A 19,725-nucleotide genomic window follows, 5' to 3' on the forward strand; every position below is an offset into this window, starting at 1 on the left:
CCGACAGGCAACGGTCTTCTCACCATAAACCCAGACATTGCGAGCCGTAAATCCCTCTGGGTTGCGGTTTATTTTGATGGGGAGCGACTCTGAACAGTGATGTTAGTAGAGTCAGGCAGGAGTAGGGAAGGAATACAGAGAGACAATAATAATGGTAGATAGTAAGAAGCGCCCTGGCAAAGATCTCGACCGTATCGATCGTAACATTCTTAATGAGCTGCAAAAGGATGGGCGTATTTCTAACGTCGAGCTTTCTAAACGTGTGGGACTTTCACCAACGCCCTGCCTTGAGCGTGTGCGTCGGTTGGAAAGACAGGGTTTCATTCAGGGCTATACAGCGCTGTTAAACCCACATTATCTGGATGCATCACTTCTGGTTTTTGTTGAGATAACTCTGAATCGTGGCGCCCCGGATGTGTTTGAACAATTTAACTCTGCAGTACAAAAACTTGAAGAAATTCAAGAGTGTCATTTGGTTTCCGGTGATTTCGACTATTTGCTGAAAACACGCGTACCGGATATGTCAGCATACCGTAAGCTGCTGGGGGAAACCCTGCTGCGTCTGCCTGGCGTGAATGACACACGTACTTATGTAGTAATGGAAGAAGTCAAACAGAGCAATCGTCTGGTAATTAAGACGCGCTAACACGGAACAGGTGCAAAATCGACGCAGTTTGATTACACTCCTGTTAATCCATACAGCAACAGTGCCGGGGCAACCCGGTGCTGTTGTCCGTTTTAGCATCGGGCAGGAAAAGCCTGAAACCTGGAGAGCCGTTTTTGAGCCAGGAATACACTGAAGACAAAGACGTCACATTGACGAAGTTAAGCAGCGGGCGCCGACTTCTGGAAGCGCTACTGATCCTTATTGCCCTTTTTGCCGTCTGGTTGATGGCTGCCTTACTCAGCTTTAACCCTTCGGATCCCAGTTGGTCGCAAACCGCGTGGCATGAACCTATCCATAACCTGGGAGGCATTCCCGGTGCATGGCTGGCGGACACGCTGTTCTTTATTTTTGGCGTCATGGCCTACACCATTCCGGTCATTATTGTCGGCGGCTGCTGGTTTGCCTGGCGACATCAGGCCAGCGACGAATACGTCGATTATTTTGCCGTTTCACTGCGCATTATTGGCGTTCTGGCGCTGATTCTCACTTCTTGCGGGCTGGCCGCCATTAACGCCGATGACATCTGGTATTTCGCCTCTGGCGGGGTGATTGGCAGCCTGCTCAGCACTACGCTACAGCCATTACTGCATAGTAGTGGCGGTACACTTACGCTTTTGTGCATCTGGGCTGCGGGATTAACGCTGTTTACCGGCTGGTCATGGGTGAGCATTGCTGAAAAACTGGGCGGCTGGTTACTTAATATCCTGACATTTGCCAGCAACCGTACCCGCCGCGACGATACCTGGGTCGATGACGAAGAATATGAAGATGAAGAAGAGTTTGTCGACGCCGCTGATGGCAAACCAAACGAATCGCGTCGGGCTCGAATTCTGCGCGGTGCGTTAGCGCGCCGTAAACGCCTGGCTGAGAAATTTACCAATCCGCTGGGCCGTCATACTGATGCTGCGCTGTTCTCCGGCAAACGCATGGATGATGAAGACGACATCGAATACAGCGCCCGTGGCGTGGCCGCCGATCCGAACGATGTGCTGTTCTCTGGTAATCGGGCAACATTGCCTGAATACGACGAACTCGATCCACTGCTGAACGGTCATTCGGTGACTGAGCCAGTAGCCGCCGCAGCAGCAGCCACAACGGCATCTCAGGCCTGGAGCGCGCCGGTCGACCCGCTGTTGCAAACGTCGCCAGTTACCAGCACCGTTATGGAACAGTCGACGCCAGCCGTTGCCTGGCAATCCGCGCCTGGCCCGCAAGCCGGTGAGGCGGTTATTGCGCCAGCGCCTGAAGGTTATCCGCAGCCAGCCGAATATGCTCAGCCTGCGGTGCAGCAGCCGTATGAGCCATGGCAACAGCCGGTTGCACAGGAAAATCCACAGCCGGAATATTACGCGCCACAGACGCCTGAGCCGGTATATGCGCAATCCGTCGCGCCGCAGCCGCAGGAATTCACTGCGCAGCAAAACTGGCAGTCGGAACCTGTTTATCACCCGGAGCCTGTGCCGCAACCTGTCTATCAGCAGGAGCCAGACTTCCAACAGCCTTCTGCGTTCCAGCAACCTGTGGTTGAACAACCTTCCGTGGTGGAACCTGAGCCAGTCGTTGAGGAGACGAAACCGTCTCGTCCGCCGCTCTACTATTTTGAAGAAGTCGAAGAGAAACGAGCGCGCGAGCGTGAGCAGTTGGCCGCCTGGTATCAGCCTATTCCAGAACCCGTTCAGGAGCCTGAGCGTGTTAAGCCGTCTATGCCATCTATGCCGACGGCAGCCTCCATTCCGCCCGTTGAGTCTGTTGCTGCCGTTGCGCCGATGGCTGCCGGCGTGAAAAGCGCCGCTTTGGGAGCAGGTGCCGCAGCCGCAGCACCTGTCTTTAGCCTTGCGGGTGGCGGTGCGCCGCGTCCGCAGGTAAAAGAAGGCATTGGCCCGCAGTTACCGCGTCCGAATCGTGTGCGTGTGCCTACTCGTCGTGAGCTGGCTTCATATGGCATAAAACTGCCCTCACAGCGTATGGCTGAAGAGAAAGCTCGCGAAGAGCAGCTTGATACAGATGCGTACAGTGACGATGAAATGGATGCAATGCAGCAGGACGAGTTGGCACGTCAGTTTGCCCAGTCTCAGCAGCATCGTTATGGCGAAGAGTATCAGGACGATACCCACCAGGCTGATGACGATGATTCAGCCGCAGAAGCGGAACTGGCTCGCCAGTTTGCCTCTTCCCAGCAGCAGCGCTATTCCGGCGAACAGCCTGCCGGGGCGAATCCGTTCTCGCTTGATGACTTTGAATTTTCGCCAATGAAAACGCTGGTGGATGACGGTCCGCATGAGCCGCTGTTTACGCCAGGCGTGATGCCGGAGCCTGCGCCGCAGTACCAGCAGCCGGCACAGCCTGTTGCACCGCAGCAGCATTATCAGCAACCGGTACAGCCTGTCGCGCCGCAGCAGCATTACCAGCAGCCGGTACAGTCAGTTGCACCACCGCAGCATTATCAGCAACCGGCACAGCCTGTCGCGCCGCAGCAGCATTATCAGCAGCCGGCACAGCCTGTTACACCGCCGCCGCAGGATAGCCTGATCCATCCACTGTTGATGCGTAACGGCGACAGTCGTCCGGTTCAGCGTCCGAGTACGCCGCTGCCATCGTTAGACCTGCTCACGCCGCCGCCGAGCGAAGTTGAGCCGATTGATACTTTTGCACTTGAACAAATGGCGCGTCTGGTAGAAGCGCGTCTGGCGGACTTCCGTATTAAAGCCGATGTAGTGAACTACTCTCCAGGCCCGGTTATCACCCGCTTTGAGCTAAACCTGGCGCCAGGAGTTAAAGCCGCGCGCATTTCTAACCTGTCGCGAGATCTGGCGCGTTCGTTGTCAACCGCTGCCGTTCGTGTGGTCGAGGTCATTCCTGGCAAACCGTATGTCGGTCTGGAATTACCGAACAAAAAACGGCAAACCGTTTATCTGCGCGAAGTGTTAGATAACGCGAAATTCCGTGATAACTCGTCTCCGTTGACTGTGGTATTGGGTAAAGATATTGCGGGCGAACCGGTTGTTGCCGATCTGGCGAAAATGCCGCACCTGTTGGTGGCAGGGACTACTGGTTCCGGTAAGTCGGTTGGGGTGAACGCCATGATCCTCAGCATGCTGTACAAAGCGCAGCCAGAAGACGTTCGCTTTATCATGATTGACCCGAAAATGCTGGAGCTGTCGGTTTATGAAGGCATTCCGCATCTGTTGACTGAAGTTGTGACCGACATGAAAGATGCTGCCAACGCGCTGCGCTGGAGCGTCAATGAAATGGAACGTCGCTACAAGCTGATGTCGGCGCTTGGCGTACGTAACCTTGCCGGTTATAACGAGAAAATCGCTGAAGCAGCCCGTATGGGACGTCCGATTCCGGATCCATACTGGAAGCCAGGCGACAGCATGGATGTTCAGCATCCGGTGCTGGAAAAACTGCCGTATATCGTGGTGCTGGTGGATGAATTCGCCGACCTGATGATGACCGTTGGCAAAAAGGTGGAAGAACTGATTGCTCGTCTGGCGCAAAAAGCGCGTGCGGCGGGGATCCACCTGGTGCTGGCAACCCAGCGACCATCCGTTGACGTCATTACCGGTCTGATTAAAGCTAACATCCCGACGCGTATTGCCTTTACCGTGTCCAGCAAAATTGACTCACGTACTATTCTTGACCAAGGCGGCGCGGAATCGCTGTTGGGTATGGGCGACATGCTCTATTCGGCACCGAACTCGACGATTCCTGTGCGTGTACACGGCGCCTTTGTTCGTGATGAAGAAGTTCACGCGGTGGTTCAGGACTGGAAGGCGCGCGGGCGTCCGCAATATGTTGACGGTATTACCTCTGATAGCGAAAGCGAAGGTGGTGCTGGCGGCTTTGATGGTGGCGAAGAGTTAGATCCGTTGTTCGATCAGGCGGTGAACTTTGTTACCCAAAAACGCAAAGCTTCCATCTCTGGTGTTCAACGACAATTCCGTATCGGCTACAACCGAGCGGCACGCATCATCGAACAGATGGAAGCGCAGGGAATTGTCAGTGAGCAAGGGCATAATGGTAATCGTGAAGTGTTGGCTCCGCCGCCCTTCGATTGATTGCAAAGTTAAGTAATTCAGTATTTTCTACTTTCCTCATGCTGATTTTTGGCCTGAAATGGATAGCAGAGGGATCTCCCCGTTGGGAGTGACGTATTTTGAGGAATAACGATGAAAAGAATCGCAATCACCTGTGCATTACTGTCGAGCTTTGTGGTTAGTAGCGTCTGGGCTGACGCTGCCAGCGACCTGAAAAGCCGCCTGGATAAAGTCAGTAGCTTCCATGCCAGCTTTACGCAGAAAGTTACGGACGGTAGCGGTGCGGCAGTGCAGGAGGGGCAGGGTGATTTATGGGTTAAACGTCCTAATCTGTTTAACTGGCACATGACGCAGCCTGACGAGAGCATCCTGGTCTCCGATGGTAAAACGCTGTGGTTCTTTAACCCGTTTGTTGAACAAGCTACTGCGACCTGGCTGAAAGACGCCACCGGCAACACGCCATTCATGCTGATTGCACGTAACCAGGCCAGCGACTGGCAGCAGTATAACATTAAGCAAAACGGCGATGATTTCGTGCTGACGCCGAAAACCAGCAACGGTAACCTGAAACAGTTTACGATCAATGTTGGGCGCGACGGGACGATCCATCAGTTTAGCGCCGTTGAGCAAGACGATCAGCGCAGCAGTTATCAGCTGAAATCGCAGCAGAATGGCGCGATTGAACCATCGAAATTCACCTTTACCCCGCCGCAAGGTGTAACGGTTGACGATCAACGTAAGTAGAGGCGTGTGAGTGAGCAATCTGTCGCTCGACTTTTCTGATAATACTTTTCAGCCACTGGCCGCGCGTATGCGGCCAGAAAATTTAGCGCAGTATATCGGCCAGCAGCATCTGCTGGCTACGGGTAAGCCTTTGCCGCGTGCCATCGAGGCCGGGCACCTGCACTCCATGATTTTATGGGGGCCACCGGGAACGGGTAAGACCACCCTTGCCGAAGTCATTGCCCGTTACGCTAATGCCGATGTTGAACGAATTTCGGCTGTCACCTCTGGTGTGAAAGAAATTCGTGAAGCGATTGAGCGTGCGCGTCAGAACCGTAACGCTGGCCGACGCACAATATTGTTTGTGGACGAAGTCCATCGCTTTAATAAAAGCCAGCAGGATGCGTTTTTACCGCATATTGAAGACGGTACAATTACGTTTATTGGCGCTACCACCGAAAACCCCTCGTTTGAACTGAATTCGGCACTGCTGTCGCGGGCACGCGTTTATTTGCTGAAATCGTTAACCACCGACGATATTGAACAAGTACTGGATCAGGCGATGGCTGATAAAGCGCGGGGTTACGGTGGGCAGGATATTGTTCTGCCACAAGAGACTCGTCGGGCGATTGCTGAACTGGTTAATGGTGATGCGCGGCGGGCGCTGAATACGCTGGAAATGATGGCCGATATGGCCGAAGTTGATGATTCCGGCAAGCGCATATTGAAAGCGGAATTGCTGACCGAAATTGCCGGTGAACGCAGCGCGCGCTTTGATAATAAAGGCGATCGCTTTTACGATCTCATCTCCGCCTTACACAAGTCGGTACGTGGTAGCGCGCCGGATGCGGCGCTCTACTGGTATGCGCGAATCATTACCGCTGGCGGCGATCCGTTGTACGTTGCCCGTCGCTGCCTTGCGATTGCCTCTGAAGATGTGGGCAACGCAGATCCGCGCGCTATGCAGGTGGCGATTTCCGCGTGGGATTGTTTCACTCGCGTGGGACCCGCAGAAGGCGAACGGGCAATTGCTCAGGCGATTGTTTATCTGGCCTGTGCGCCGAAAAGTAACGCGGTTTACACCGCCTTTAAGGCGGCACTGGCCGATGCTCGCGAACGTCCGGATTATGACGTTCCCGTTCACCTGCGTAATGCACCGACTAAACTGATGAAAGAGATGGGCTACGGTCAGGAGTATCGTTACGCGCATGATGAACCAAATGCCTATGCCGCCGGAGAAGAGTACTTCCCCCAGGAAATGGCACAAACGCGCTATTATCGCCCCACAAACAGAGGTCTTGAAGGCAAGATTGGTGAAAAGCTCGCCTGGCTCGCCGGACAGGATCAAAATAGCCCTATAAAACGCTACCGTTAGTGTTATCGTTGCGGTAATGTTGTCTCTGTATCCCTGTGACCGCAGGCTGTGGTCACTTTTCCCATTTTAATTCGATAAGCACAGGATAAGCATGCTCGATCCCAATCTGCTGCGTAATGAGCCAGACGCAGTCGCAGAAAAACTGGCAAGCCGGGGCTTTAAGCTGGATGTAGATAAGCTGCGCGCTCTTGAAGAGCGTCGTAAAGTTCTGCAGGTACAAACTGAAAACCTGCAGGCAGAGCGTAACTCTCGATCGAAATCCATTGGCCAGGCAAAAGCGCGCGGGGAAGATATCGAGTCTTTACGTCTGGAAGTGAACAAACTGGGCGAAGAGCTGGATGCCGCGAAAGCTGAACTTGATACCTTACAGGCCGAGATCCGCGACATTGCGCTGACCATTCCGAACCTGCCAGCGGATGAAGTTCCGGTGGGTAAAGATGAAAATGACAACGTCGAAGTCAGCCGCTGGGGTACACCGCGTGAGTTTGATTTCGAAGTTCGCGATCACGTTACCCTGGGTGAAATGCACACGGGTCTTGATTTCGCCGCTGCGGTGAAGCTGACCGGCTCTCGTTTCGTGGTTATGAAGGGGCAGATCGCACGTATGCATCGTGCGCTGTCTCAGTTCATGCTGGATCTGCATACCGAACAGCATGGTTACAGTGAAAACTATGTTCCGTATCTGGTTAACCATGACACGCTGTACGGTACAGGCCAACTGCCGAAATTCGCTGGCGATCTGTTCCATACCCGTCCGCTGGACGAAGAAGCTGACAGCAGTAACTACGCGCTGATCCCAACGGCCGAAGTTCCGCTGACCAACCTGGTGCGTGACGAAATCATTGACGAAGATGCGCTACCGATCAAAATGACTGCGCATACGCCGTGCTTCCGTTCTGAAGCTGGCTCTTACGGTCGTGATACCCGCGGTCTGATCCGTATGCACCAGTTCGATAAAGTTGAGATGGTGCAGATTGTTCGTCCGGAAGATTCAATGGACGCGCTGGAAGAGATGACTGGCCACGCCGAGAAGGTTCTTCAGCTTCTGGGTCTGCCGTACCGTAAGATCATTCTGTGCACCGGCGACATGGGCTTCGGCGCATGCAAAACCTACGATCTTGAAGTGTGGATCCCAGCGCAGAATACCTATCGCGAAATCTCTTCCTGCTCCAACGTGTGGGATTTCCAGGCCCGTCGCATGCAAGCGCGTTGCCGCAGCAAATCCGACAAAAAGACCCGTTTGGTGCATACTCTGAACGGTTCCGGTCTGGCAGTTGGACGTACGCTGGTGGCGGTAATGGAAAACTATCAGCAGGCAGATGGCCGCATTCAGGTTCCGGAAGTATTACGTCCGTACATGAATGGCCTGGAATTCATCGGCTAAAGCTACCTTTTCTATGCGAAAAAGCGCCTTAGGGCGCTTTTTTTATGCCCGTTTGACGTCGGACAATAACCACTACCCACATAGGAGTAATACTGCCTTCGAATGAAAGTCAGTATCTACCAGTCTGTATATTAATACTAGCGATATATAAAAATATATACAACGAGTATTTATTTTTGGTTTATTGTGAGCAGCAGAGTGAGCCCCTATGAAAACTAAGATCCCCGATGCCGTGCTGGCAGCTGAGGTTAGTCGCCGCGGTTTGGTAAAAACGACGGCGATAGGCGGACTGGCGGTGGCCAGTAGCGCGTTTACCCTGCCATTTACCCGTATTGCCAACGCCGCCGAAGCCATTAATCCCACGCAGCGCAATGAGAAAGTCATCTGGAGCGCGTGTACGGTAAACTGCGGTAGCCGCTGTCCACTGCGGATGCATGTGGTAGACGGTGAAATAAAGTATGTCGAAACCGACAACACTGGCGATGACAACTATGACGGTCTGCACCAGGTGCGAGCTTGTCTGCGTGGTCGCTCGATGCGTCGTCGCGTTTATAATCCCGATCGTCTGAAATACCCGATGAAACGCGTCGGCAAGCGTGGCGAAGGCAAATTTGAGCGCATCAGTTGGGATGAGGCGTACGAGATTATTGCCAGCAACATGCAGCGTCTGATTAAAGACTATGGTAACGAATCTATCTATCTGAACTATGGCACCGGTACGCTGGGTGGCACCCTGACGCGCTCGTGGCCGCCGGGTAAAACGCTGGTGGCACGTCTGATGAACTGCTGTGGTGGTTACCTGAATCACTACGGGGACTACTCTTCGGCACAAATCGCTGCCGGGTTGAACTACACTTACGGCGGCTGGGCCGACGGTAACAGCCCGTCCGACATTGAAAACAGCAAGCTGGTTGTTTTGTTTGGTAATAACCCTGGCGAAACCCGTATGAGCGGGGGCGGGGTAACCTATTACCTTGAACAGGCGCGCCAGAAATCCAATGCCCGGATGATTATTATCGATCCCCGCTATACCGATACCGGCGCGGGGCGTGAAGATGAATGGATCCCGATCCGCCCTGGTACAGATGCGGCGTTGGTTAATGGTCTGGCGTATGTCCTGATCACCGAAAACCTGGTGGACCAGGCGTTTCTCGACAAATACTGCGTGGGTTACGACGAGAAAACCTTGCCAGCTGACGCGCCGAAGAATGGCCACTATAAGGCGTATATTCTTGGACAGGGGACAGACGGTATTGCCAAGACCCCGGAATGGGCGGCACAGATTACCGGTATTCCCGCGGACCGTATCATCAAACTGGCGCGCGAAATTGGCAGCGCTAAACCGGCATACATCAGCCAGGGGTGGGGGCCGCAGCGTCATGCTAACGGTGAAATAGCGACCCGTGCTATTTCTATGCTGGCCATTCTGACCGGTAATGTTGGCATCAATGGCGGCAACAGCGGTGCGCGTGAAGGCTCTTACAGTCTGCCGTTTGAGCGTATGCCCACGCTGGAAAACCCTGTTGAAACCAGCATCTCAATGTTTATGTGGACGGACGCTATTGAGCGTGGTCCGGAGATGACGGCGCTGCGTGACGGCGTTCGCGGCAAAGATAAGCTTGATGTTCCGATTAAAATGATTTGGAACTATGCTGGTAACTGCTTGATTAACCAGCACTCTGATATTAACCGCACGCACGAAATCCTGCAGGATGACAAGAAGTGCGAGATGATTGTTGTCATCGACTGCCATATGACCTCCTCGGCGAAATATGCGGATATTTTGCTGCCAGACTGTACCGCTTCCGAACAGATGGACTTCGCGCTGGATGCGTCCTGCGGAAACATGTCCTATGTGATTTTCACCGATCAGGCGATCAAACCACGTTTCGAATGTAAGACTATCTACCAGATGACCAGCGAGCTGGCGAAACGCCTTGGCGTCGAGCAGCAGTTTACCGAAGGTCGTTCTCAGGAAGAGTGGATGCGTTATCTGTATGAGCAGTCGCGCAAAGCCATTCCTGAATTGCCTGGGTTTGAAGAGTTCCGTAAACAAGGCATCTTTAAGCAGCGAGATCCTGAAGGGCATCACGTGGCGTACAAAGCGTTCCGTGACGATCCCAAAGCCAATCCGCTCACCACGCCGTCGGGTAAGATCGAAATTTATTCGCAGCAGCTTGCCGAGATCGCGGCAACCTGGGAACTGCCGGAAGGGGATGTGATCGATCCATTGCCGATTTATACCCCTGGCTTTGAAAGCTTAGGTGATCCGCTAGTGGAGAAATTCCCGCTGCAACTGACCGGCTTCCACTACAAATCTCGCGTCCACTCGACCTATGGCAACGTAGATGTTCTGAAAGCATCCTGCCGCCAGGAAATGTGGATCAATCCGTTGGATGCGCAGCGACGTGGCATTAACAACGGTGACAAGGTACGCATCTTTAACGATCGTGGCGAGGTGCATATCGAAGCGAAAGTGACGCCGCGTATGATGCCCGGCGTGGTGGCATTAGGCGAAGGGGCCTGGTACGACCCGGACACGAAGCGTGTGGATCAGGGCGGCTGTATTAACGTCCTGACGACTCAGCGTCCTTCTCCTCTCGCGAAGGGGAATCCGTCACATACGAACCTTGTTCAGGTTGAAAAGGTGTAAGGAGTAACCGATGACAACCCAGTATGGATTTTTTATTGATTCCAGCCGTTGCACCGGTTGCAAAACCTGCGAACTGGCCTGCAAAGACTTCAAAAATTTAACCCCGGATGTCAGTTTTCGCCGCATTTACGAGTACGCGGGTGGCGACTGGCAAGAAGACAATGGTGTCTGGCACCAAAACGTTTTTGCCTATTACCTCTCTATTGCCTGTAACCACTGTGAAGACCCGGCCTGCACCAAGGTATGTCCGAGCGGCGCGATGCACAAACGTGAAGATGGCTTTGTCGTCGTGGATGAAGACGTGTGCATTGGTTGTCGGTATTGTCACATGGCCTGTCCTTACGGTGCGCCCCAGTACAATGCGGAAAAAGGACATATGACCAAATGTGATGGCTGCCATGAGCGCGTCGCTGAAGGTAAGAAACCTATCTGCGTCGAGTCCTGCCCACTGCGTGCGTTGGATTTCGGTCCGATTGACGAACTGCGCAAAAAACACGGTACTCTGGCCGCTGTTGCGCCACTCCCGGGCGCGCACTTCACCAAACCGAGCATTGTCATCAAACCTAACGCCAATAGCCGCCCGACCGGGGATACCACGGGTTATCTGGCCAATCCGAAGGAGGTGTAAGATGGGAAGTGGATGGCATGAATGGCCGCTGATGATCTTTACGGTCTTCGGACAGTGTGTGGTTGGTGGCTTTATCGTTCTGGCATTGGTGTTAATGAAAGGGGACTTACGTCCTGAATCGCAGCAGCGGGTAATCGCCTGCATGTTCGGGCTGTGGGTACTGATGGGCATTGGCTTTATTGCTTCTATGCTTCACCTGGGCTCGCCGATGCGTGCCTTTAACTCGCTCAATCGCGTAGGCGCTTCTGCGCTGAGCAATGAAATCGCCAGCGGTTCAGTGTTCTTTGCCATTGGCGGCATCGGTTGGCTGCTGGCGATGTTGAAAAAAATGCCGCCCGCATTACGCAATCTGTGGTTAGTTGTCACCATGGTACTGGGCGTCATTTTTGTCTGGATGATGGTGCGTGTGTATAACACCATTGATACCGTGCCGACCTGGTACAGTGTCTGGACGCCGCTGGGTTTCTTCCTGACGCTGTTTATGGGCGGTCCGCTGCTGGGATATCTGCTATTGAGAATTGCCGGTATTGACGGTTGGGCGATGCGTCTGCTGCCAGCCATTTCAGTGCTTGCTCTGGTCGTGAGCGCCATTATGTCTGTAATGCAGGGTGCTGAACTGGCGACGATCCACAGTTCGATTCAACAGGCGTCTGCGCTGGTTCCGGATTATGGCTCGCTGATGGCCTGGCGGATCGTGGCACTGGCGTTAGCGCTGTGCTGCTGGATTGTGCCGCAAGTCAAAGGTTACCAACCCGCAATACCACTGCTTTCCGTGGCGTTTATTCTGCTGATAGTCGGCGAACTGATTGGTCGTGGCGTGTTCTATGGCCTGCATATGACCGTCGGCATGGCGGTTGCAAGCTAATCCATAATATGCCGGATGGCGGCTCGCACCTTATCCGGCCTACAGAACCGTAGGCCTTAACGCTGCTTGTCATCCGGCATTATGTCACGCCAGGTTTTTCGCCCCGGTTTTTTACTTCTGTTTGGTCAACGTGTCGTAACTGGTCATCAGATTGCGATAATCTGGAATGTGATTAGAGAACAAGGTCGCCAGCCCTTCGATATCGTTACGCCAGTCGCGGTGCAGCTCACACGCGACGCCGAACCACGTCATCAATTGCGCACCAGCCTGCGACATCCGATCCCATGCTGAATGGCGGGTGATTTCGTTAAATGTACCCGAAGCATCCGTGACGACAAAGACGTCAAACCCTTCTTCTATTGCGGATAGCGCAGGGAAGGCGACGCAAACTTCCGTCACGACACCGGCGATAATCAGCTGCTTTTTGCCGGTCGCTTTTACTGCTTTCACGAAATCTTCGTTATCCCACGCGTTGATGTTTCCCGGGCGAGCAATATAGGGCGCATCGGGAAACTGAGCTTTCAGTTCCGGTACCAGCGGTCCGTTCGGCCCTGTTTCAAAACTGGTGGTCAGAATAGTCGGGAGCTTGAAGTACTTTGCCAAATCACCCAGGGCAAGCACGTTATTCTTGAATTTATCGGGATCGATATCCCGAACCAGAGAGAGCAAGCCAGCCTGATGATCGACCAGCAATACTGCCGCATTATCTTTATCAAGTCTTACGTAAGGTTTAGTCATGATATTTCTCCTGTTCGGCATCGGTGCGGGAAATTTGATGAGTTTAAGTCTGGAGAAAGAACGGCATCCGGACTGGAAGTATAAATAAGAACTTACTGTTCTATGTCGAAGACAATACCGCTCTGCATCTCGCATAGAGTTTAGTAAGAAATAAAAGTAAGGGGAGTCCATGAAATTTTTCGACTGAACGAAACGTGAGATTTTTGTTTTAGATCAATAAAAACAAGCAGATGTATTTTTCTGTTATTTATCCATTCACATTAAGAATCAGTAATACGAATCGATCGTCCAGAAAGCGCCTCAGCCCTCTGATTGCGCCGATTGACAATGTTTTTAGCAGTGGCATGATGCGCATGAAATTTGAGCTTCCTCACGGTTTTTATTCATGTCCATCTATACCCGTCCCGTCATGCTGCTGCTGTGCGGGCTGCTTCTGTTGACCCTGGCGATCGCCGTGTTAAACACGCTCGTCCCGCTTTGGCTCGCCCATGAAAATCTGCCAACCTGGCAGGTAGGTATGGTGAGTTCGTCCTACTTTACCGGTAATTTGGTAGGGACGTTGCTGACCGGGTATCTAATTAAACGCCTTGGTTTTAACCGCAGCTATTACATCGCCTCGTTTATTTTTGCCGCGGGCTGTGTTGGACTGGGGATTATGGTTGGATTCTGGAGCTGGATGACCTGGCGCTTCATTGCCGGCGTTGGCTGCGCCATGATTTGGGTGGTAGTGGAAAGTGCACTGATGTGCAGTGGGACTTCGCGCAATCGCGGACGTTTGCTTGCCGCCTATATGATGATCTATTACGTGGGGACGTTTTTAGGGCAATTGCTGGTCAGTAAAGTATCAACAGAACTGATGAACGTGCTGCCGTGGGTGACGGGAACCATCCTGGCTGGGGTTCTGCCGCTGCTCTTTACGCGGATTGCCAATCAGCAGGGTAATGAACAGCACTCCACCCCTATTGTATCGATGCTGAAGCTGCGACAGGCGCGTCTGGGCGTTAATGGCTGCATTATTTCCGGGATTGTTCTGGGCTCTTTGTACGGCCTGATGCCGCTGTATCTCAACCATCAGGGAGTGAGCAATGCCAGCATTGGTTTCTGGATGGCAGTTTTGGTTAGCGCCGGTATTCTGGGGCAATGGCCGATTGGCCGCCTGGCGGACAAACTGGGACGCCTGCTGGTTTTACGCGTCCAGGTCTTTGTGGTTATCGTCGGGAGTATTGCTATGCTGAATCAGGCGGCGATGGCCCCCGCATTATTTATGTTGGGTGCGGCAGGTTTTACTCTCTATCCGGTCGCGATGGCATGGGCCTGTGAAAAGGTGGAACATCATCAACTGGTGGCCATGAATCAGGCTTTGCTATTAAGCTATACCGTTGGCAGTCTGCTTGGCCCGTCGTTTACCGCTATGCTGATGCAGAATTATTCAGATAGCTTGCTGTTTATCATGATTGCCAGCGTATCGTTTATTTATTTACTGATGCTGCTGCGCAAGACGGGCCACACGCCCAATTCTATCGCGCATATTTGACCTGTTTTAACAGAATACGAACAGGTTCCCATACATACTGTTTTTGTACGCTTTATGGGAACCTGCATTATTTAATCACACGCTTTTGCCCTGAAAATAAAGTGTGCAGAAGATTATAGTTTTACATCCTGCCGTTTCCGCTCGCTCATTTTACCGCGCATAATCCCACGCCTGATTTATCGATACTCATAAAATTTCCTCGAAGGATCGCGTATGGCTGGTGTGCAGGAAAAACAATTGCGATGGTACAACATCACCTTAATGTCATTTATTACCGTTTGGGGTTTTGGCAACGTCGTTAACAACTATGCTAATCAGGGATTGGTCGTTGTCTCCTCATGGATATTTATTTTTGCGCTCTATTTTATTCCTTATGCGCTGATCGTCGGACAGTTGGGTTCTACTTTTAAAGATGGGAAAGGCGGCGTCAGCACCTGGATAAAACACACGATGGGTCCAGGGCTTGCTTATCTCGCTGCCTGGACCTATTGGGTTGTACATATTCCTTATCTGGCTCAAAAGCCGCAGGCTATTCTGATTGCGCTGGGATGGGCGCTGAAGGGGGATGGATCACTAATAAAAGAATACACCGTCGTGGCGTTGCAGGGACTGACACTGGCGCTGTTTGTCTTTTTCATGTGGATTGCATCCCGCGGCATGAAATCACTGAAAATAGTTGGGTCAGTGGCGGGTATCGCCATGTTTGTGATGTCTATTTTGTATGTCATGATGGCGGTAACCGCTCCAGCGATTACCGATGTGCAGATAGCGACAACCAATATCACCTGGGAATCGTTTATCCCTCATATCGATTTTACCTATATCACCACAATCTCCATGCTGGTCTTTGCCGTCGGTGGCGCGGAGAAAATTTCGCCTTACGTTAATCAGACGCGTAATCCGGGTAAAGAATTTCCGAAAGGGATGCTCGTCCTGGCTGTTATGGTGGCAGTGTGTGCGATCCTCGGGTCGTTGGCCATGGGAATGATGTTTGACTCCCGGCATATCCCAGACGATCTTATGACCAATGGTCAGTATTACGCATTCCAGAAATTGGGCGAGTATTATGGTATGGGTAATTCGCTGATGGTTATTTACGCGATCGCCAACACGCTGGGACAGATTGCGGCATTAGTATTTTCTATTGATGCACCGCTTAAAGTTCTGCTGGGCGATGCTGACCGTAAATATATTCCGGAAAGTCTGTGTAAAACCAATGCCTCCGGCACACCGGTAAATGGTTATATTCTGACGCTGGTGCTGGTGGCAATTTTGATTATGTTGCCCACGCTGGGAATTGGCGACATGAACAATCTGTACAAATGGCTGCTAAATCTTAACTCCGTTGTGATGCCATTGCGTTATTTATGGGTGTTTGTAGCGTTTATCGCTGTTATCCGTCTGGCGCAGAAATATAAGCCGGAATATGTCTTTATCCGCAACCGCTCACTGGCGATGATGGTGGGGATCTGGTGCTTCGCTTTTACCGCTTTCGCTTGTCTGACCGGGATTTTCCCAAAAATGGAAGCCTTTACCCCTGAGTGGACATTCCAGCTCACGCTGAATATCGTGACGCCGTTTGTGCTGGTAGGATTGGGGCTGATTTTCCCGCTTCTGGCGCGCAGGAAACAGTAATGCGTTAACTCACTTCAAGAATAGAGAGAAGCTGCGCCAGGCTGGTGGTATGGGATAACTGGTGTAAGCGCTCCGCTTCATCCAGCCAGCACACCAACTGTTGGATCATTTCGATATGTTGAGTGCTGTTGGCTGCGGCCAGAACAATGATTAACCGCACATCCGGGTATCCGGGAAACAGGACTGCTTCTTTCAGGCTCAATAGCGACAGATGTGTTTTACTGCCAATCACGCCTTCATCCGGTCGAGCATGAGGCAGGGCAAATTCTGGACTTAATATATACCATGGGCCATGTTTTTCTGTTTCATGGATGATTGCCTGAGTATAACTATGTGTAATTACGCCTTGCACTTCGAGAGGGTGACAGGCCAACTGCACGGCTTCCTGCCAGGTGCCGCATTGTTCGCGAAACTGACAGGCTGAAAATAGCGTAGATAGCATCGTTTTATCCCCATTGTAGTTGGCAGACCGTGTAACGGTCTGCCAACCAGATTATTTGAGTGCTTCACAGATTGCAGAGGCTGAAATTCCGTATTTCTCTTTCAGTTGCCGGCTGTTGCCCGATTCGGTGAATGTGTCCTGCGTACCAAGCCGACACAATCGTGAGTTGATTCCTTCTTCAGCCAGCACTTCAGCAATCTGGCCACCCAGTCCGCCGTTAATCGTATGATTTTCAATCGTGACGATACGTGGGCAATTGGCAATGAGGTGCAGGAAACGCTGACGATTGAACGGTTTTAACGTTGCTACATGAATCAGTTTGCCCCTTTTCCCCTGCGCACTGAGCTGGGCGTAACCCGTACTCGCTTGTTCAAGAACTGTTCCTTCATAAACAATGGCGAAGTCGTTACCTGAACTCTCCACGGCCTCGATATCGGATACTCGGGGGACGACTGATTTATCGCGTACGGGCATCGGTTCCCGGGCAACACGAATGTAGACAGGGCCGGGGATGTTTACTGCCTGCTCAAATGCAGCCTCAACTTCTTCGGCATCTGCCGGAGTCAGAATCGTGATTCCTGGCAATACACGAGTCAGGGCTAGATCTTCCAGCGCATGGTGCGAAGCGCCATCCGGGCCGTCATCCATACCTGGATGGCTACCGACCAGCTTAATGTTGGCCTTTGCGTAACAAGCCTGACGAAGCTGTGTCCATGCTGTACCAGTCACGAACATCGCGAAGTTAACGTAAAAAGGAATGTTACCTTCCAATGCCTGACCTGTGGCGAAACTCATCGCGGAGCCTTCGGCAATTCCCATTTCAAAGAATGCTTCAGGCCAGATCTTCTGAAACTGATCGGTGCGGGTGGAGCTCGCCAAATCGCTGTCGATAACGACAACTGGATAGCCTTTCTCCCTCAAAGCGAGCAGGGCATTACCAATCTCATCGCGTGGTGCTCTCATGACTGTAATTCCTCCATAGCTTGCTGGTATTGTTCCGCACTGGGTGTTTTAGAATGCCAGTCGCCGTTATTTTCCATATAGCTCACGCCGCTGCCTTTGGTGGTGCGGGCGATAATAGCTACCGGCTTGCCTTTCAGATAACGAGATAGCTGCAAAGTGTCGGCAACCTGGCACATGTTGTTACCATCCTGTAGCTCAAGTACGTGCCAGCCAAAATTACGGATTTTGTCGGCCAGTGGCTCGAGATTGATGACGTCATTGACCGGATCGTGTGAGGAAAAACCGTTGTAGTCGATGATGGCGACCAGATTGTCCATCCGCATATGAGCGGCCTGTTGCAGTGACTCCCATATTTGGCCTTCGTGCATCTCACCATCGCCGATGATTGCGAAAACGCGGTTGGGATCCCCCGCGCGATTTTTGGCAGCAGCCATCCCCAAGGCAATTGACAGACCCTGGCCAAGCAGTCCAGTCGTTGCATCCACATCGGGAAGTGATTTCACGCTCGGATGTCCCTGCAGACGCGAGTTAATCTGACGAAAGGTGCTAAATTCGCTGCGGGATATTTTCCCCAATTGATACAGCATGGCGTACTGTGCCGCGACGGCGTGGCCTTTACTCATCACCACACGGGCACGAGGTATTTCATTCAGACGAACTTCTTCATGATAAATCCAGGTCAGAATATCAATAATGGAGAGTGCGCCGCCGGGATGACCAATACCGGATTCGTAAATAATGGTGACAATATCGCGGCGAGCAGCTCGCGCATGAGATTTCAATTCATCAATATTCATGTTTACTCCTTATCAGGGCAGCATTTTGCCGATGTAATACACCACCAGACCAAGCGCGACGAAATCGGTTTCCGGGAAGCTGGTACCGGAAAGTCCTACCGACTCCATAATCGGGTAGATAAGTGCGGGACCAATGCCGATGAGAATGCCTGTAATAAAGCTTCCCACCACTGCGCCTTTCCAGCCTCCTGAAGCGTTGCCAAAGACGGCAGCCGTTGCCCCAATGAAGAAATAGGGGATCGCGACGGGGATGATTACCGTCTGACCAATCAGCGCAAGTATCCCCATCACCACCAGTCCGCCGACGAACGAAGAGATAAAACCAAGTACGGTAGCAGTTGGTGCGTAAGGGAATACAACCGGGCAGTCGAGCGCCGGTTTGGCATTAGGAATGAATTTTTCCGAGATCCCGAGAAATGCCGGAACGATCTCTGAAAGCAGTAAGCGAACACCGGTAATAATGATGTAAAGCGAGGCAGTAAAGGTCAGTGACTGAAAAAGCGGGTAGACCAACCAGTGCATGCCACCTGCTACCGCGGTAACCGCTGTTTTCCCTGCTGCCAGTGCGGCGATGTAATAGAAAATACTGACCGAAATAGAGACTGAGACAATGTAGTCTTTAAAAATCCCCAGCCATCCGGGGAGATTCAGTTTCTCCGTCGACTCTTTGGGATCGCCGACCTTCGAGCCAATCCAGCCTGAGGCCGCATAAGCCAGTGTGACGTAATGACCCATGGCGATTTCATCATTGCCGGTGATCTTACGCATCCACGGTTGGGCAATGGCCGGGTAGATGCAGGCAGCAAGGCCTAACAATACAGAACCAACCATAATCGTAACGCCATCGCTGTAACCGAGCGCTTTCAGCGTGACGGTGAGCAATGCCGAGAGATACAGATTATGTTGGCCGGTCAAAAAAATGTATTTAAACGGTGTAATACGAGCAAAAAGTAAGTTCCAGCCAAAGCCGATAACCATGATGAGGGATACGCACATGGCAAATTTGGTTTGGGCCAGGCCGGTTAGCGCTTCCGCCAACGGCATCACTCCTTTGAGTCCAAATCCATCGCTAAACAATGTCTGGAAATTACCCAGAGATGTCACCGCCAGCCCCGCGCCACCCGCAAAGACCAGAAATCCAACGATGGTTTTGAAGGTGCCAGATAATACTTTTTCAATCGGCTTGCGTTGAATGAGCAGACCGATTAATGCAATAAATCCAACTAAAAGTGGGGTTACACCCAAAATGTCGAATACAATAAACCTGAGGAGATCCATATT

The 19,725-nt window shown here is 52.1% G+C and carries 15 protein-coding genes; 10 read left to right on the top strand and 5 right to left on the bottom strand.

Annotated elements, in window-relative coordinates; all coding sequences use genetic code 11:
- The first annotated feature begins 151 nt into the window (after positions 1-151).
- From lrp to FDX14_RS07590, 8 genes are all read left to right on the top strand, one after another.
- A complete protein-coding gene (lrp, locus tag FDX14_RS07555; RefSeq protein WP_002439523.1) occupies positions 152-646 on the top strand; it encodes a leucine-responsive transcriptional regulator Lrp in 495 nt (164 codons plus the stop codon).
- Between the two features lie 134 nt (positions 647-780).
- Positions 781-4,728, top strand: a complete 3,948-nt coding sequence (gene ftsK / locus FDX14_RS07560; protein ID WP_137349294.1) for a DNA translocase FtsK — start codon at positions 781-783, stop codon at positions 4,726-4,728.
- A gap of 111 nt (positions 4,729-4,839) precedes the next feature.
- Positions 4,840-5,451: an outer membrane lipoprotein periplasmic chaperone LolA gene (lolA, locus tag FDX14_RS07565; protein WP_085049191.1), complete on the top strand. Its 612-nt coding sequence runs from the start codon at positions 4,840-4,842 to the stop codon at positions 5,449-5,451.
- A gap of 10 nt (positions 5,452-5,461) precedes the next feature.
- A complete protein-coding gene (gene rarA / locus FDX14_RS07570) occupies positions 5,462-6,805 on the top strand; it encodes a replication-associated recombination protein RarA (RefSeq protein WP_137349295.1) in 1,344 nt (447 codons plus the stop codon).
- Between the two features lie 91 nt (positions 6,806-6,896).
- Positions 6,897-8,189 carry a serine--tRNA ligase gene (gene serS, locus FDX14_RS07575; RefSeq protein WP_003836908.1) on the top strand — a complete coding sequence of 431 codons (1,293 nt, stop codon included), beginning with the start codon at positions 6,897-6,899 and terminating at the stop codon, positions 8,187-8,189.
- A 208-nt stretch (positions 8,190-8,397) separates the two neighbouring features.
- Positions 8,398-10,842 (top strand): dimethylsulfoxide reductase subunit A, encoded by a 2,445-nt coding sequence (dmsA, locus tag FDX14_RS07580; protein WP_137349296.1) that lies wholly within the window; start codon positions 8,398-8,400, stop codon positions 10,840-10,842.
- A 10-nt stretch (positions 10,843-10,852) separates the two neighbouring features.
- Positions 10,853-11,470, top strand: coding sequence for a DMSO/selenate family reductase complex B subunit (locus FDX14_RS07585; protein ID WP_038639290.1), 618 nt, complete (start codon positions 10,853-10,855; stop codon positions 11,468-11,470).
- A 1-nt stretch (position 11,471) separates the two neighbouring features.
- Positions 11,472-12,335: a dimethyl sulfoxide reductase anchor subunit family protein gene (locus FDX14_RS07590; protein WP_137349297.1), complete on the top strand. Its 864-nt coding sequence runs from the start codon at positions 11,472-11,474 to the stop codon at positions 12,333-12,335.
- 111 nt (positions 12,336-12,446) lie between these two features.
- Here the strand turns inward: FDX14_RS07590 and ycaC are convergent, their stop codons facing one another.
- Positions 12,447-13,073 carry an isochorismate family cysteine hydrolase YcaC gene (gene ycaC / locus FDX14_RS07595; protein WP_016152433.1) on the bottom strand — a complete coding sequence of 209 codons (627 nt, stop codon included), beginning with the start codon at positions 13,071-13,073 and terminating at the stop codon, positions 12,447-12,449.
- 385 nt (positions 13,074-13,458) lie between these two features.
- Here ycaC and FDX14_RS07600 point away from each other — a divergent pair, with 385 nt between their 5' ends.
- Together FDX14_RS07600 and FDX14_RS07605 are read left to right on the top strand one after the other, a co-directional pair.
- A complete protein-coding gene (locus FDX14_RS07600; RefSeq protein ID WP_042309480.1) occupies positions 13,459-14,607 on the top strand; it encodes an MFS transporter in 1,149 nt (382 codons plus the stop codon).
- A gap of 213 nt (positions 14,608-14,820) precedes the next feature.
- The gene (locus FDX14_RS07605) at positions 14,821-16,242 is read left to right on the top strand and encodes an APC family permease (RefSeq protein WP_137349298.1); all 1,422 of its coding nucleotides are present in this window, start codon (positions 14,821-14,823) and stop codon (positions 16,240-16,242) included.
- Between the two features lie 4 nt (positions 16,243-16,246).
- Here the strand turns inward: FDX14_RS07605 and FDX14_RS07610 are convergent, their stop codons facing one another.
- From FDX14_RS07610 to ulaA, 4 genes are read right to left on the bottom strand one after another with little or no spacing between them, the layout of a single operon-like run.
- Complete coding sequence (locus tag FDX14_RS07610) at positions 16,247-16,684, bottom strand: PTS sugar transporter subunit IIA (RefSeq protein ID WP_061381869.1); 438 nt, start codon at positions 16,682-16,684, stop codon at positions 16,247-16,249.
- Positions 16,685-16,735: 51 nt separating this feature from the next.
- Complete coding sequence (locus FDX14_RS07615) at positions 16,736-17,647, bottom strand: transketolase family protein (protein ID WP_042309472.1); 912 nt, start codon at positions 17,645-17,647, stop codon at positions 16,736-16,738.
- Positions 17,644-18,444, bottom strand: coding sequence for a transketolase (locus tag FDX14_RS07620; RefSeq protein ID WP_061381868.1), 801 nt, complete (start codon positions 18,442-18,444; stop codon positions 17,644-17,646). The genes FDX14_RS07615 and FDX14_RS07620 overlap by 4 nt, the downstream gene beginning before the upstream one ends.
- A 12-nt stretch (positions 18,445-18,456) precedes the next feature.
- Positions 18,457-19,722, bottom strand: coding sequence for a PTS ascorbate transporter subunit IIC (gene ulaA / locus FDX14_RS07625; RefSeq protein ID WP_042309469.1), 1,266 nt, complete (start codon positions 19,720-19,722; stop codon positions 18,457-18,459).
- Positions 19,723-19,725: the final 3 nt, after the last annotated feature.

The organism is Citrobacter sp. wls710, assembly GCF_005281115.1.
Classification (GTDB): domain Bacteria; phylum Pseudomonadota; class Gammaproteobacteria; order Enterobacterales; family Enterobacteriaceae; genus Citrobacter; species Citrobacter werkmanii.